We start from the raw sequence: 13,928 nt of genomic DNA on the forward strand, positions 1-13,928 counted from the left end.
TTTCGGGGTTCCGCTCCCCCCGTCATTTGCCTATAAGCCGCTTCTAGCCTTGAAAGACCATTTTTGCGCGCCCGGCCCGGTGAACCCATCGCCATGCCGGTTTTTCGCGCACGCGGAAGATTGGATAGAGAGATGCCCAAGCGCCAAGATTTGAAATCGATCCTCATCATCGGCGCGGGGCCGATCGTCATCGGCCAGGCCTGCGAGTTCGACTATTCCGGCACCCAGGCCTGCAAGGCGCTGAAGGAGGAAGGCTACCGCGTCATCCTCGTCAACTCCAACCCCGCGACGATCATGACCGATCCGGGCCTTGCCGACGCCACCTACGTCGAGCCGATCACGCCGGAAGTCGTCGCCAAGATCATCGCCAAGGAACGCCCGGACGCGCTTCTGCCGACCATGGGCGGCCAGACGGCGCTCAACACGGCACTTTCGCTGAAGCGCATGGGCGTGCTCGACCGCTACAATGTCGAGATGATCGGCGCCAAGCCCGCCGCCATCGACATGGCGGAAGACCGCGCCCTCTTCCGTGAGGCGATGGCCCGCATCGGCCTGGAAACGCCGAAGTCGCTGCTCGCCAACGCCACAGAGATCAAGGACAAGGACCGCAAGGTTCACGAGGCCCAGCGCGACAAGCTGAAGGCTGAACTTTCGGGCGATGAGCTCGACAAGGCGCTGGACGAGCTGGAAAACCAGTGGAACCTAGGCGAGACTGACCGCAAGCAGCGCTACATGAGCCACGCCATGGCAATCGGCGCTCAGGCACTCGACGTCATCGGCCTGCCGGCCATCATTCGTCCGTCCTTCACGCTCGGCGGCACCGGCGGCGGCATCGCCTACAACCGCTCGGAATTCTTCGAGATCGTCAATTCCGGTCTCGATGCCTCCCCCACGACCGAAGTGCTCATCGAAGAGTCGGTTCTCGGCTGGAAGGAATATGAGATGGAGGTCGTCCGCGACAAGGCGGACAACTGCATCATCATCTGCTCCATCGAGAACATCGACCCGATGGGCGTGCACACCGGTGACTCCATCACCGTCGCCCCGGCCTTGACCCTGACGGACAAGGAATACCAGATCATGCGCAACGCCTCGATCGCGGTGCTGCGCGAGATCGGCGTTGAAACCGGCGGCTCGAACGTGCAGTTCGCCGTCAATCCGAAGAACGGCCGCCTCGTCGTCATCGAAATGAACCCGCGCGTTTCGCGCTCGTCGGCTCTGGCGTCGAAGGCCACCGGCTTCCCGATCGCGAAGATCGCGGCCAAGCTTGCCATCGGCTACACGCTCGACGAGCTGGAGAACGACATCACCGGCGGCGCGACCCCGGCCTCCTTCGAGCCGTCCATCGACTACGTCGTCACGAAGATCCCGCGCTTCGCCTTCGAAAAATTCCCCGGCGCCGAGCCCACTCTGACCACCGCCATGAAGTCGGTCGGTGAGGTCATGGCCATCGGCCGTACCTTCGCCGAATCCCTTCAGAAGGCGCTGCGCGGTCTCGAAACCGGCCTGACCGGTTTGGACGAGATCGAGATCCCCGGCCTCGGCGACGGCAACGACAAGAACGCCATCCGCGCCGCGATCTCCACCCCGACGCCGGACCGCCTGCGCATGGTCGCCCAGGCGCTGCGCCTCGGCCTGTCGCTCGAAGAAGTGCACGAAGGCTCCAAGATCGACCCGTGGTTCCTCGAGCAGTTCAAGGCCATCGTCGACATGGAAGCGCGCATCCGCGAGCACGGGCTGCCCGCCGACGCCGAGAACCTGCGCATGCTGAAGGCCATGGGCTTCTCCGACGCCCGTCTCGCCACGCTCTCCGGCAAGCGCCCGAAGGAAGTCGCGGAACTCCGCAACGGCCTCGACGTGCGCCCGGTCTTCAAGCGCATCGACACTTGTGCGGCCGAATTCGCCTCGCCGACCGCCTATATGTATTCGACCTACGAGACGCCGTTTGCCGGCGCAACGCGCTCGGAAGCCGGCATTTCGGATCGCAAGAAGGTCGTCATTCTCGGCGGCGGCCCGAACCGCATCGGCCAGGGTATCGAGTTCGACTATTGCTGCTGCCACGCCGCATTCGCGCTGAAGGACGCCGGCTATGAAGCGATCATGGTCAACTGCAACCCGGAAACCGTCTCGACCGACTACGACACGTCCGATCGTCTCTACTTCGAGCCGCTGACGGCCGAAGACGTAATCGAGATCCTGAAGGCCGAGCAGACCAATGGCGAACTCGTCGGCGTCATCGTGCAGTTCGGCGGCCAGACGCCGCTGAAGCTCGCCGAAGCGCTGGAAAAGAACGGCATCCCGATCCTCGGCACCGCACCCGACATGATCGACCTCGCCGAAGACCGCGACCGCTTCCAGAAGCTCCTGCAGAAGCTGGACCTCGCCCAGCCGAACAACGGCATCGCCTATTCGGTTGAGCAGGCCCGCCTGGTCGCCGGCGAGATCGGCTTCCCGCTTGTCGTGCGCCCGTCCTACGTGCTCGGCGGCCGCGCCATGCAGATCATCCATTCGGAAGGCCAGCTGCAGACCTATCTGCTCGACACCGTGCCGGAACTCGTGCCCGAGGATATCAAGCAGCGCTACCCGAACGACAAGACCGGCCAGATCAACACCCTGCTCGGCAAGAACCCGCTGCTCTTCGACAGCTATCTGTCGAACGCCGTTGAAGTCGACGTCGACGCGCTGTGCGACGGCAAGGACGTTTTCGTCTCCGGCATCATGGAGCATATCGAGGAAGCCGGCATTCACTCGGGCGACTCGGCCTGCTCGCTGCCAGTCCACACGCTCTCCACCGAGATCGTCGATGAACTGGAGCGCCAGACGAAAGCCCTTGCAAAGGCGCTGAACGTCGGCGGCCTGATGAACGTTCAATACGCCATCAAGGACGGCACGATCTACGTGCTGGAAGTCAACCCGCGCGCCTCGCGCACGGTGCCCTTCGTCGCAAAGACCATCGGCGCGCCGATCGCAAAGATCGCCGCCCGCGTCATGGCCGGTGAAGGCCTCGATGCGGCGATTGCCGCCTATGGCAAGAAGCCCGATCCGCGCAACCTCAAGCACATCGCCGTCAAGGAAGCCGTGTTCCCGTTCGCCCGCTTCCCCGGCGTCGATACGTTGCTCGGCCCTGAAATGCGCTCGACCGGCGAGGTCATCGGCCTCGATACCGATTTCGCACTCGCCTTCGCCAAGTCGCAGCTCGGCGCCGGGGTAGACCTGCCGCGTGAAGGTACGGTCTTCGTATCGGTGCGCGACGGCGACAAGGATCGTGTGCTGACGGCCGTGCGCCTGCTCACCGAAATCGGCTTCAAGGTCATGGCGACCTCCGGCACTGCCCGCTTCCTCGCCGAAAACGGCATCGAGGCGATCAAGGTCAACAAGGTGCAAGAAGGCCGCCCGCATATTGAGGACGCCATCCGAAACCGCCAGGTCCAGCTGGTCATCAACACGACCGACGGCAACAAGGCGATCTCGGACTCGAAATCGCTGCGCCGCGCCGCTTTGATGCAGAAGGTACCCTATTATACGACCATGGCCGGCGCGCTTGCCGCCGCCCAGGCGATCAAGGCGCTCAAGCAGGGCCAACTCGAAGTGCGGCCGTTGCAGAGCTATTTCTGAGACGAGCCAACTGAAATATGAAGAAAGCCGGGCGACCCTGTCGCTCGGCTTTCTTCACGTTAGGTCAATAGCCACCGATGATCGGCAGCACCTCGCCGGTGATATAGCTGGAGCACTGTGGCGAGGCGAGGAAGACATAGGCCGGCGCGAGTTCCTCCGGCTGGGCAGGCCGTTTCATCGGCGTATTGGCGCCGAACTTGGCGACATCCTCAGCCTCCTTGTCGGAAGGGTTGAGCGGGGTCCAGACCGGTCCCGGTGCCACCGCATTGACACGGATGCCGCGCGGCACGAGCTGGCCGGCCAGCGACCGCGTGAAGGCGTGGATACCTCCCTTCGTCATCGAATAATCGAGTAGGTCCTTCGACCCTTCAAGGCCGGTGACCGAGCCGGTGTTGATGATCGCCGAGCCCGGTTTCATATGCGCAACAGCAGCCTGCGCCATGAAGAAATAGCCGTAAAGATTCGTCTTCAACGTTTCGTCGAAATGCTCCTCGGAGAGATCGAGAATATCCTTCGTATGCACCTGGAAGGCGGCATTGTTGACGAGGACGTCGAGCCTGCCGAGATCCTTGACCACGCATTTGACCGTTTGCGCGCAGAAAGCCTTGTCTTTGACATCCCCCGCGAAGGCGATGCAGCGCCTGCCCTCCGCCTCGACGGCGGCGATCGTCTCCTTCGCATCCTCACCTTCGGCAAGATGGGCGATGGCGACATCCGCACCCTCACGGGCAAAAAGCACTGCAACGGCGCGCCCGATACCGGAATCGCCGCCGGTGATCAGCGCCACCTTGCCCTTCAGCTTCTCCGAACCCTTGTAGAACGGCGCGTCATACATGGGCGGCGGATCAATCTTCGCCTCAATGCCGGGCTTGGCTTGATGCTGCTTGGGAAAGGGTGGCATGGGATAAAGCCGCGCGCCGGCCTGCATGGCCTCAGGCTCGTCGCTGCCAGCCTTTTCGTCGGCTTGGGCCACCTCGTCCTGGATATCGCGCTGCTTTGCGGCCGTGCGGGCGGATTGGCTGCGGTTCATGAGAGCCTCCTCAGAGTTCGGTAGGGCGGATATTGTCGACGCGAACTGTGCCGTCGACCACGCCGCGCGGGCCTTCAAGCGGATAGGTGCCGGCCGGCTCATCGACGACGGTGTAAAGTTTCTCGCTGCGGAAGGCGCTCGACGAGGTGGTAGAATTGCCGTCGCCGGGCAGCGCGTCGATCTCCATGAAATCCAGCTCCGCTTCAGCCGCAACGACGCGCGCATCCCCACTGGAGCGCGCCCGCACCACGACCTCGCCCTGGTTGGGCGCAAGATCCCAGTTCGGGTCGTTGGCAGCGGCGATCGGAATGAGGCGGTAGAGCTTCAGCTGTTCGGGATCCGAATAGTCGACAACAGGCGTCGGCGCATCCTGCCCCGGCGCGTTTTCATCGAAACCGACCGACCAGTCGCTGGCGCGTGCCGTCTCCGTGCCCTGTGGGTGAAGCGCGGCATCGTCGCTGCCGGTAATGGTGCGCGGCTTGGCGCTGGCGATACCGTCATTGCTGCGTGCGGCCTGCGATACGGCAAATTGCGGCACGGCAGCAGCCTCGATGATCTCCGTACGCCCCGTCTGAGCGGAAACGACCCTTTCGGCGCCCGGTACCGTGCGCGGCTCGACGGGCACCACCTGCTCGTCTTTCTCCTCATAGCCGACCTCGCGGCGCCCCGCGTCATGCATCGCCTGGTCGCCGGACACCTCGCCGGCAAACTGTTTGAAGTAGCCGGAAATCTTGTTCATCACACCCATGATCTGTTCCTCACAGTTTGGTTTCGAGGCGAGCCATTGCCGCCTTCAGGATGCCGCGCAGCTCGTTGTCTGCGATCTGCTGGACGGCGAAGGCGGCGTCGGGCTCGATGCCCGGATCCTCCTCGTGGTCCCTGACCGTTTCATTGTCCCGCGCCATGGCGACGAGCGCTGCGCGCGCGTCGGGTATTGCTGCGACGGTGCACACGAGTTCGACCAGCAGGCGCCGATGGGCGTTGATCCTGCCCTCGAGATGGATGGAATTGCCAATGGTCATGCCGCACCTCCCGCGATGTTTTGCTAACGGCAGCACCCGTGGATTGTTCCGGCACCTGTGGGCACGAGGCTGCCTGCGGCAAAAAAACTGGCTTTTGGCGGCCGCAATCTGCTATAAGCATCGTTCAAACGCTTTCGACGGTTCCGGGGATTCCTCTCCGGAGACCGTTTTCTTTTGCGTTCACGCAGGCGAAAGCTTGCGCGGCGCGGTCTGAAGGACGGGATAAAATGGTTGAAAAGGTACCGATGACTCACGGCGGTTTCGTCAAGCTGCAGGAAGAACTGCGCTGGCGTCAGCAGGAAGAGCGTCCGCGAATCATCGAGGCGATCGCCGAAGCGCGTGCCCATGGCGACCTTTCGGAAAATGCCGAGTACCATGCAGCCAAGGAAGCCCAGAGCCACAATGAAGGCCGCATTACGGAGCTGGAAGACTATGTCGCGCGCGCTGAGGTCATTGACCTCTCGAAAATGTCCGGCTCGAAGATCAAGTTTGGCGCCAAGGTGAAGCTCGTCGACGAGGACACCGAGGAAGAGAAGGTCTACCAGATCGTTGGCGACCAGGAAGCCGACGTGAAGCAGGGCCGCATCTCCATCTCCTCGCCCATCGCCCGCGCCCTTATCGGCAAGGAAGTCGGCGATTCGATTGAAGTGAACGCGCCCGGCGGCTCCAAGGCCTACGAGATTCTCGCCGTCACCTGGGGATAACAGCCGCCTCATGCCGTTTGTAGAGGACATGCGGGACGTCAACGTCATCGCACCGAATTTCAAACGCCGCCTGTCGGGCGTCACCTCTACGATCATCCAGCTCGTCCCGGTGCAGAACGCGCTTGGACAGAAGGTCGTGACGCTCGGGCCGGGATTGCCAGAGGCATTGCCGGCAATGCGGTGGCGCGACCTCCTCTGCCTCTGGCAGGCTCCGAGCGGGCGGTCGGCCCGCATCTGGCACGCCCGCCGCAACATCGAAATGCTGCCCGGCATTGTCTTGCGCGACGTGCTGCGTATGAAACTGAAGCTCGTCTTCACCTCCGCCTCGCAGCGTCGGCACAGCCGCTGGACGAGATTTCTCGTCGCCAGGATGAATGGCGTCATCGCGACAAGCCGCAGGACATCCTCATATCTCAGCGTACCGAACACCGTCGTGATGCACGGCATCGACATCAACAGGTTCTCGCCACCTGAAAACAGAGCTGCCGCCAAGGCGGCGTGCAACCTCGATCCCGGCCAGAAGATTGTCGGCTGCTTCGGCCGCGTTCGCCATCAGAAGGGCACCGACCTGTTTGTCGATGCGATGATCGACCTTCTCCCATCCCGGCCGGATTGGTCGGCCATCGTCGCCGGGCGGACGACCGCACAGCATGCCGCCTTCGACGCGGACCTCAGAAGAAGGGTCGAAGCCGCAGGGCTTTCCGGGCGCATCCTCTTCGTCGGGGAGCATACCGATATAAACCGATGGTATCGAGCACTTGACCTGTTCATCGCTCCTCAACGGTGGGAAGGCTTCGGCCTCACGCCGCTCGAGGCCATGGCGAGCGCCGTTCCGGTCGTCGCCTCCGACGTCGGCGCCTTCCCGGAGCTGATCGTCACCGGGGAACAGGAGACAGGCCTCATCGTCAAGGCAGCCGATCTTTCCGCCATGACCCAGGCAGCCCGCACCTTTCTTGATGACGACAGTCGGCGGGAGGCGGCCGGAGCGCGCGGCCGGCTTCACGTTGCGACCCGTTTTGCCATAGAAAATGAAGCCGCAGGCGTGAACCGCGTCTATATGTCCGCATTGGATGGCGGCCGAGCGTAACGCCTGATAGAGCGTCCGGCAAAGTCCAAAGGATATAGGATAAGAGATGGTCAACGTAGTCTGCATCAAATGGGGGACGCTTTACGGCCCCAACTACGTCAACAATCTACGGCGTGGCGTTGCCAAACATCTGAACCGACCCCACCGTTTCGTTTGTTTCACCGATGATCCCGCAGGACTCGACGGTGATATCGAGACCTTTCCGATCCCGGAACTCGGACTGCCTGAGGGGCATCAGGACCGTCGCTGGCGCAAGCTTGGCCTTTTTCATCGCGAGCTCGCGGACCTGACCGGCACGACGCTGTTCCTCGATCTCGACCTTGTAATTGTCAACGACATCGATTGCTTCTTCGACTATCCGGGTGAGTTCCTGATCATCCGCGACGACGACCTGTTTCGCGCAAAGCCATTGCGCAAGCTCAATCCCGCGCGCGACCGTTTCCTGCACTCCGTCGGAAACAGCTCCGTCTTCCGCTACGAGATCGGCGCACACAGCTATATTCTCGACGCCTACCTCGCCGACCCGGCCGCCGCGACGGCGAAGTACGAGATATCCCAGCAGTTTCAGAGCGCGCAGCTTGCCCAGCACGGACATCTGCAGTATTGGCCGCTTGAATGGTGCGTGAGCTTCAAGAATGCCTGCGTGCCGCGTCATCTCAAGAGTTACTGGCAGGCTCCTGTTTTACCCAAAGGCGCCCGTATCGTCGTGTTTGCCGGCGAACCGAAAATGGGCGACGTTCTCATCGGCAAGGGACAGAAATGGTACCGACGCATCGGGGACGTTACCTGGCTGCGCAATGCATGGAACGGATAAGCAGAGATGGCCAGGCCAATTTCCCCTCCCCCGCATTTCGATGACAAATCTCCCTGGGGAACGTATCGGCCCGGCCTCCTGACGGGGATGGCGCTGGCGCTGGCACATATTGTTCCGGGTGCCTTGAAACCCCTTGCTGTCGTTCTGCGACGGAACGTGAAGTATCACCGGGCGCAACCTCTCGACTTGGAAATCCGCGGCCTGAAGCTGAGACTTTTGCCACGGGGCAACATTTCCGAAGAAAAGTATTATACGAGCCCACGGCTTTTCGACCCGGCAGAATTTTCGGTACTCGAACGTGCTTTGAAACCGGGCGGTGTCTTCATCGATATCGGCGCGAATGCCGGGATTTATAGTCTTCATGCACATAACTGCATGAACGGTCGCGGCCGTATTCTCGCCGTCGAGCCGGATTCGGAAATGGCGCGGCGCCTTGCGTTCAATCTTCGGACAAACAACCTGCGCGATATCGAGATTATTCCGCTGGCGCTCAGCGATCGTGAAGGCTTTGCGGATTTCTTCGTCAATCCCAACCAGCGTGGCACCAACACGCTCGAAACGAACTCGAAAGCCGGACCGGCTCGTCAGACACAAACCGTTCGCGTACAGGTTGGAACTCTGCTCGCCTTGTTGCAGAGCAAAAAGATAGAAAAAATTGATGCCCTCAAGATCGACGTGGAAGGTTACGAGCACGCCGTCTTCGGCCATTTCTTCGCCAATGCGCCTGCATCCCTGTTCCCACGCGTCATCATTTGTGAATTCAGCCCTGACAGCGCTGGCGGAACGGCGAAGCTGCTTGAGGCTGCCGGTTATCGATGCAGCCGGAAGACAAACTTGAATCTGATCTATGAATGTGGCTGACCCATCATGCGGACCAGCGTCCTTATCTCGACCTATAATGCGACGGCCTGGCTGGAAAAGGTCCTTTGGGGCTATTTTAACCAAACCGTTCTCGATTTTGAAATCATTATCGCCGACGACGGTTCGAAGCCCGAGACGGCAGCATTGATCGCGCGGATTTCCGCGGAGAGCCCAGTGCCGATCGTCCATGTCTGGCAACAGGACGACGGTTTTCAAAAATGCCGTATCCTCAACAAATCCATTGCGGTGAGCACTGGCGAGACCTTGTTCATCACGGATGGCGACTGTGTTCCCCGTCCAGATACGATCGAAGCCCACAGGCGTCTGGCGAGACCTGGCCACTTCCTGAGTGGCGCATACTTCAAGCTACCGGAAAACGTGTCGAAGCGCATCGATAGGACAAGCGTTGAGACAGGCCAGGCCTTCACCATGTCATGGCTCGTGCGCAACGGCATGCGTCCTAACAGCAAGTATCTCAAGCTGTTGATAAAACCGCCGTTTGATACCCTGTTTAACTTTCTCTCACCGGCCCGCAGGACCTGGAATGGACACAATGCTTCCTGTCTCAAGGCGGATGCGGTCAGGATCAACGGTTTCAACGAGGACATGCAATACGGAGGCCTCGACGTGGAGTTCGGCCTTCGGCTTCAACATTCCGGTATCAAGCATCGCCATATACGCTATTCCACCCTAATGCTTCATCTGCATCACGGCCATGGCTACGTAACACCGGAAATGCGGCTCAACAGCCGGCGTGTGAAGGAGAATACGCGCTCGCAAAAGCTTATATGGGCCGAACGCGGGCTGGATCAGTGGCGCAGCGCAGACGGCAGCGCGAAGCTTGGCGAACAGGACCGCGTGACACGTTATCCTACCGTCGGTCGAAATTGACAGCAGTCTAGAAGCGCAGATAACTCGCAAGAGGAAGCCGGGATGGCACGTAAGAAAACCAAATTAGAGGCTTTCTTCTCCTTTAGCCGACATCGCAAGCGCTGGGGTGCCGGCAAACATAGCGGGCTTGCAAACGATCTCGAACCATTGAAGCACACGCTGATCGAGCAAAGCGACCAGGTGGCGAGAACCCATCATATTGCCTCGCTCGACGAACATCTCGCCAATCTTCGGGTCGAATTCGCCGGGCAACCGGAGTTACTTTACGAACACGGCAAACTCATCATCTTGATCCGTCGCGGATTCGAAATTGCGCAAAATTATGCACGCTTCCGCCGTCTTTGGGACGAGGAAAGCGCCTTTCTCTGTGAAAAGCTCAATTTGCGCTGGCTGGTTTCAGCCGCCGACACAATCGCAGACCATGATTCCGACATGGGGCAGCGGGCGATTGGCATGGTTACCTCTACGCTGGCCAATACTGTCAAAATCTATGAAACCGATCGGTTCCTCTTCGGCACGTCTTCCAAGGACCCCCTACCTGCGCGCATGGAAGATCTGGAACAAAACCGACGCAACCTGTTTGACGGCATGCGCCTTTTTCTCGTCGGCTCGGACGATACGCTGCGTAACATGCGCTGGAGGCTGGAGCCGTTCTTTTCGCAGGGTGCGGCCGGTGAACTGGCCCGAACCGTCTATGATCGCATGCAGGTGCATGACACAGCATTTTCGCGCCTGCGCAACCTGCATCACCGTGACCGAACGCGCTGGTGGTAGCGCAACGTTACAACTCCACCAGCCCAACCTTCTTGACCTGCCGGATCGTCAGCATCGTGCGCACGGTGTCGACCTGCGCGTTGGCGGTAAGCTCCTCGATGACGAAGTCCTGGAAGCGGGTCAGGTTTTCGGCGACGCAATGGAGCAGGAAATCGCTGTCGCCGGAGACCATCCAGGCTTGGCGGACCATCGGCCATTCGCCGGTCGCCGCGGCGAAGGCCTTGAGGTTGGCTTCAGACTGATGCTTGAGGCCGACCATGCAGAAGGCGACGAGGTCGTAGCCGAGCGCGGGAGCATTCAGCATCGCGGTGTAGCCCTCGATGATGCCGGCTTCTTCGAGCTTGCGCACCCGCCGCAAGCAGGGCGGCGCGGAGATGCCGGCGCGCGCGGCCAGCTCCACATTGGTCATCCGGCCATCGGCCTGGAGCTCCTTCAGGATACGGATGTCGATGGCGTCGAGTTCGGCGCGAAACATAGGGACGTAAAAACCTTTCGGAATGGCGACCGGAAGTGATCCGAATCGCCGCATCAGCGCAACATTGTTACCGCAAGCGGCACAAATATGTCACGCAGCTTCGCTTGCCTGTTGGCAAAGCGTCCACAACACTTGAAACTGGGCGCACTCCCCTCATAAATGAGCATTGAACAACGACACAAAGGCCTTGGCCCTGACGCATAGCGCGGGCAGGCCGAATGAGGGGCATTTTGCCCTGAAAGGAAGACCAATGTCCGCCCGCCATGTGAAGGTGCTGATCATCGGATCCGGCCCCGCCGGTTACACCGCCGCCATCTATACCGCCCGTGCCATGCTGGAGCCGGTGCTGATCGCCGGCATGGAACAGGGGGGCCAGCTGATGATCACCACCGATGTGGAGAACTATCCGGGTTATGCCGATCCGGTTCAGGGTCCGTGGATGATGGAGCAGATGCTCAAGCAGGCGGAGCATGTCGGCGCCGAGATCGTCAACGATCTCGTCACCCATGTCGACCTCGACGTGCGCCCCTTCCGCATCTCCACCGACAGCGGCACCGAATGGACCGCCGATGCGCTGATCATCGCCACCGGCGCCAAGGCGAAATGGCTCGGCATCGATACCGAACACAAGTTCATGGGCTTCGGCGTTTCGGCCTGCGCCACCTGCGATGGCTTCTTCTACCGCAACAAGGACGTCATCGTGGTCGGTGGCGGCAACTCTGCCGTGGAAGAGGCGCTTTACCTCTCCAACCTCGCCAAAACCGTCACCGTGGTGCACCGCCGCGATTCCTTCCGCGCCGAACGCATTCTTCAGGAACGCTTGTTCGCCAAGGAAAACGTCAAGATCGTTTGGGATCATGAAGTCGTGGAATATCTCGGCACTGATCCGAAGCCGCCGATGCCGGCCTCGGTCAATGGCGTGAAGCTGCGCAACGTCAAGACCGGCGAGACGCGTGACGTGGTAACCGACGGCGTGTTCGTCGCCATCGGCCATGCGCCGGCCGTCGACCTCTTCAAGGGCAAGCTGCGTCAGAAGCCAAACGGCTATCTCTGGACGGCGGCCGATTCCACGGCAACGGACATGCCGGGCGTCTTTGCCGCAGGCGACGTCACCGACGATATCTATCGCCAAGCGGTTACGGCCGCCGGAATGGGATGCATGGCGGCCCTTGAAACCGAAAAATACCTTGCAGGTCATATGCCTGTCGCAATTGCGGCCGAGTAGAAGCCGCCAACAAAGGGGGCGGTGACGCCCTCATGGGAACAGTTGAATCAGCGACCGGGCGGGAAGCGAGCGCTCCCCGCCTAACAGACATATGGGGGATAGAATGGCGCTCGACTGGGACAAGCTGCGGATCTTTCATGCCGCAGCCGAGGCCGGCTCCTTCACGCATGCGGCCGACAAGCTGCACCTTTCGCAATCGGCCATCAGCCGACAGGTGAGCGCGCTCGAGCAGGATGTCGGCATCAAGCTCTTCCATCGCCACGCCCGCGGCTTGATCCTCACCGAACAGGGCGAAATCCTCTACCGCACCGCGCATGACGTGCTGATGAAGCTCGAAGGCGTGCGCGTGCAACTGACGGAAAACACCGAGAAGCCGAGTGGCAAGCTACGCATCACCACGACGGTCGGCCTCGGCCAGGGCTGGCTAACGGACAAGGTGCAGGAGTTCCTGGCGCTCTATCCCGATATGCAGGTGCAGCTCATCCTCGACAACGAGGAACTGGACGTGAACATGCGCCACGCGGACTGCGCCATCCGCCTGCGCGAGCCGCAGCAGTCGGATCTCATCCAGCGCCGACTGTTCACCGTGCATATGCATATCTATGCAGCCCCCTCCTATATCAACCGGTACGGCGAGCCGCAGTCGATCGACGACCTCGACAATCACAAGATCATCACCTTCGGCGAACCGGCGCCGAATTATCTGCTCGATGTGAACTGGCTGGAGATCGCCGGGCGCGATTCCGACAATCCCCGCCCCTCGGTGCTGCAGATCAACAGCCAGACCTCGATCAAGCGCGCAGCGCTGCTCGGTATCGGCATCGCGATGCTGCCGGACTATATTGTCGGGCGCGATCCGGGACTTATCCAGCTGCCCGTGAGCGCCGACATTCCCTCCTTCGATACCTATTTCTGCTATCCGAGCGAGATGAAAAACTCTGCGAAGCTGAAGGTTTTCAGAGACTTCATCGTGGCCAAGGCGCGCAACTGGAACTTCTGAGACGGGCATTTGGGAAGGCCTGCGCCTCACGCATGGCTGGCATGCACATTAAAAGATTGATGTATGCCCAAAAAACCATCATATCGCCCGCAGCTGATGCATTTCGGTGGCTTTTTCCTCCCAGTGCCACCGCACCAGCTGTTCCCCTCTGGAGGTTTTATTACCTTCAAAACTATAAAGGGCCCAAGTTCATCTTGCGGCCCTCTTTTTTTGCCTTGAGACAGGCGAAACAGATTTTCAACCGTGCCACGAAAGTTGGCACGCGCTTCTCTTGAAGAAACGCAAGCCCTACCCCATATTCATTTCAGCCAATGCACATGCGGTCTTTCTCCTCCCAGTGCCGCGCGTTGGCTGTTCCCCTCTGGAGGTTCTAAACCTTCAACCTTGCAGGGCCCAAGCTTCGCTTGTGGCCCTCTTTTTTTACCGATTT

At 60.6% G+C, this 13,928-nt stretch carries 13 protein-coding genes; 9 read left to right on the forward strand and 4 right to left on the reverse strand.

Annotated features, from left to right (window positions below; all coding sequences use genetic code 11):
* The first annotated feature begins 132 nt into the window (after positions 1 to 132).
* Positions 133 to 3,615: a carbamoyl-phosphate synthase large subunit gene (carB, locus tag D0Y60_RS03315; RefSeq protein WP_117366696.1), complete on the forward strand. Its 3,483-nt coding sequence runs from the start codon at positions 133 to 135 to the stop codon at positions 3,613 to 3,615.
* Between the two features lie 64 nt (positions 3,616 to 3,679).
* Here carB and D0Y60_RS03320 read toward each other — a convergent pair whose 3' ends face one another.
* The 3 genes from D0Y60_RS03320 to D0Y60_RS03330 all read right to left on the reverse strand — a co-directional run bounded on the left by D0Y60_RS03320 (position 3,680) and on the right by D0Y60_RS03330 (position 5,667).
* Positions 3,680 to 4,645, reverse strand: coding sequence for an SDR family oxidoreductase (locus D0Y60_RS03320; protein ID WP_117366697.1), 966 nt, complete (start codon positions 4,643 to 4,645; stop codon positions 3,680 to 3,682).
* 10 nt (positions 4,646 to 4,655) lie between these two features.
* Positions 4,656 to 4,973 carry a hypothetical protein gene (locus D0Y60_RS03325; protein WP_117367078.1) on the reverse strand — a complete coding sequence of 106 codons (318 nt, stop codon included), beginning with the start codon at positions 4,971 to 4,973 and terminating at the stop codon, positions 4,656 to 4,658.
* A 430-nt stretch (positions 4,974 to 5,403) separates the two neighbouring features.
* The gene (locus D0Y60_RS03330) at positions 5,404 to 5,667 is read right to left on the reverse strand and encodes a hypothetical protein (RefSeq protein ID WP_117366698.1); all 264 of its coding nucleotides are present in this window, start codon (positions 5,665 to 5,667) and stop codon (positions 5,404 to 5,406) included.
* Between the two features lie 227 nt (positions 5,668 to 5,894).
* Between D0Y60_RS03330 and greA the strand changes: the two genes are divergently transcribed.
* The 6 genes from greA to D0Y60_RS03360 are packed head-to-tail and all read left to right on the forward strand — an operon-like array spanning position 5,895 to position 10,798.
* Positions 5,895 to 6,371 (forward strand): transcription elongation factor GreA, encoded by a 477-nt coding sequence (gene greA, locus D0Y60_RS03335; protein WP_117366699.1) that lies wholly within the window; start codon positions 5,895 to 5,897, stop codon positions 6,369 to 6,371.
* A gap of 10 nt (positions 6,372 to 6,381) precedes the next feature.
* The gene (locus tag D0Y60_RS03340) at positions 6,382 to 7,458 is read left to right on the forward strand and encodes a glycosyltransferase family 4 protein (protein WP_117366700.1); all 1,077 of its coding nucleotides are present in this window, start codon (positions 6,382 to 6,384) and stop codon (positions 7,456 to 7,458) included.
* Between the two features lie 46 nt (positions 7,459 to 7,504).
* Positions 7,505 to 8,272 (forward strand): hypothetical protein, encoded by a 768-nt coding sequence (locus tag D0Y60_RS03345; RefSeq protein WP_117366701.1) that lies wholly within the window; start codon positions 7,505 to 7,507, stop codon positions 8,270 to 8,272.
* A gap of 6 nt (positions 8,273 to 8,278) precedes the next feature.
* On the forward strand, positions 8,279 to 9,133 hold the full coding sequence (locus D0Y60_RS03350; RefSeq protein ID WP_117366702.1) for an FkbM family methyltransferase: 855 nt from the start codon (positions 8,279 to 8,281) through the stop codon (positions 9,131 to 9,133).
* Positions 9,134 to 9,139: 6 nt separating this feature from the next.
* Positions 9,140 to 10,024: a glycosyltransferase family 2 protein gene (locus D0Y60_RS03355; RefSeq protein WP_117366703.1), complete on the forward strand. Its 885-nt coding sequence runs from the start codon at positions 9,140 to 9,142 to the stop codon at positions 10,022 to 10,024.
* A 42-nt stretch (positions 10,025 to 10,066) separates the two neighbouring features.
* Positions 10,067 to 10,798 (forward strand): hypothetical protein, encoded by a 732-nt coding sequence (locus D0Y60_RS03360; RefSeq protein ID WP_117366704.1) that lies wholly within the window; start codon positions 10,067 to 10,069, stop codon positions 10,796 to 10,798.
* A gap of 7 nt (positions 10,799 to 10,805) precedes the next feature.
* On the opposite strand, the gene D0Y60_RS03365 is transcribed toward D0Y60_RS03360, so the two are convergent.
* The gene (locus D0Y60_RS03365; RefSeq protein ID WP_023516337.1) at positions 10,806 to 11,273 is read right to left on the reverse strand and encodes an Lrp/AsnC family transcriptional regulator; all 468 of its coding nucleotides are present in this window, start codon (positions 11,271 to 11,273) and stop codon (positions 10,806 to 10,808) included.
* Positions 11,274 to 11,523: 250 nt separating this feature from the next.
* Here D0Y60_RS03365 and trxB point away from each other — a divergent pair, with 250 nt between their 5' ends.
* Together trxB and D0Y60_RS03375 are read left to right on the forward strand one after the other, a co-directional pair.
* Positions 11,524 to 12,498, forward strand: a complete 975-nt coding sequence (gene trxB / locus D0Y60_RS03370; protein ID WP_117366705.1) for a thioredoxin-disulfide reductase — start codon at positions 11,524 to 11,526, stop codon at positions 12,496 to 12,498.
* A 103-nt stretch (positions 12,499 to 12,601) separates the two neighbouring features.
* Complete coding sequence (locus tag D0Y60_RS03375; RefSeq protein ID WP_117366706.1) at positions 12,602 to 13,498, forward strand: LysR family transcriptional regulator VtlR; 897 nt, start codon at positions 12,602 to 12,604, stop codon at positions 13,496 to 13,498.
* Positions 13,499 to 13,928: the final 430 nt, after the last annotated feature.

The sequence above is a fragment of the Shinella sp. WSJ-2 genome (assembly GCF_003432075.1).
Lineage (GTDB): Bacteria > Pseudomonadota > Alphaproteobacteria > Rhizobiales > Rhizobiaceae > Shinella.

Bases quoted from the DNA above. Each gene is read 5' to 3' on its own strand.
- carB (WP_117366696.1), top strand. From the start codon at position 133: ATGCCCAAGCGCCAAGATTTGAAATCGATCCTCATCATCGGCGCGGGG.
- D0Y60_RS03320 (WP_117366697.1), bottom strand. From the start codon at position 4,645: ATGAACCGCAGCCAATCCGCCCGCACGGCCGCAAAGCAGCGCGATATC.
- D0Y60_RS03330 (WP_117366698.1), bottom strand. From the start codon at position 5,667: ATGACCATTGGCAATTCCATCCATCTCGAGGGCAGGATCAACGCCCAT.
- greA (WP_117366699.1), top strand. From the start codon at position 5,895: ATGGTTGAAAAGGTACCGATGACTCACGGCGGTTTCGTCAAGCTGCAG.
- D0Y60_RS03340 (WP_117366700.1), top strand. From the start codon at position 6,382: ATGCCGTTTGTAGAGGACATGCGGGACGTCAACGTCATCGCACCGAAT.
- D0Y60_RS03345 (WP_117366701.1), top strand. From the start codon at position 7,505: ATGGTCAACGTAGTCTGCATCAAATGGGGGACGCTTTACGGCCCCAAC.
- D0Y60_RS03350 (WP_117366702.1), top strand. From the start codon at position 8,279: ATGGCCAGGCCAATTTCCCCTCCCCCGCATTTCGATGACAAATCTCCC.
- D0Y60_RS03355 (WP_117366703.1), top strand. From the start codon at position 9,140: ATGCGGACCAGCGTCCTTATCTCGACCTATAATGCGACGGCCTGGCTG.
- D0Y60_RS03360 (WP_117366704.1), top strand. From the start codon at position 10,067: ATGGCACGTAAGAAAACCAAATTAGAGGCTTTCTTCTCCTTTAGCCGA.
- D0Y60_RS03365 (WP_023516337.1), bottom strand. From the start codon at position 11,273: ATGTTTCGCGCCGAACTCGACGCCATCGACATCCGTATCCTGAAGGAG.
- trxB (WP_117366705.1), top strand. From the start codon at position 11,524: ATGTCCGCCCGCCATGTGAAGGTGCTGATCATCGGATCCGGCCCCGCC.
- D0Y60_RS03375 (WP_117366706.1), top strand. From the start codon at position 12,602: ATGGCGCTCGACTGGGACAAGCTGCGGATCTTTCATGCCGCAGCCGAG.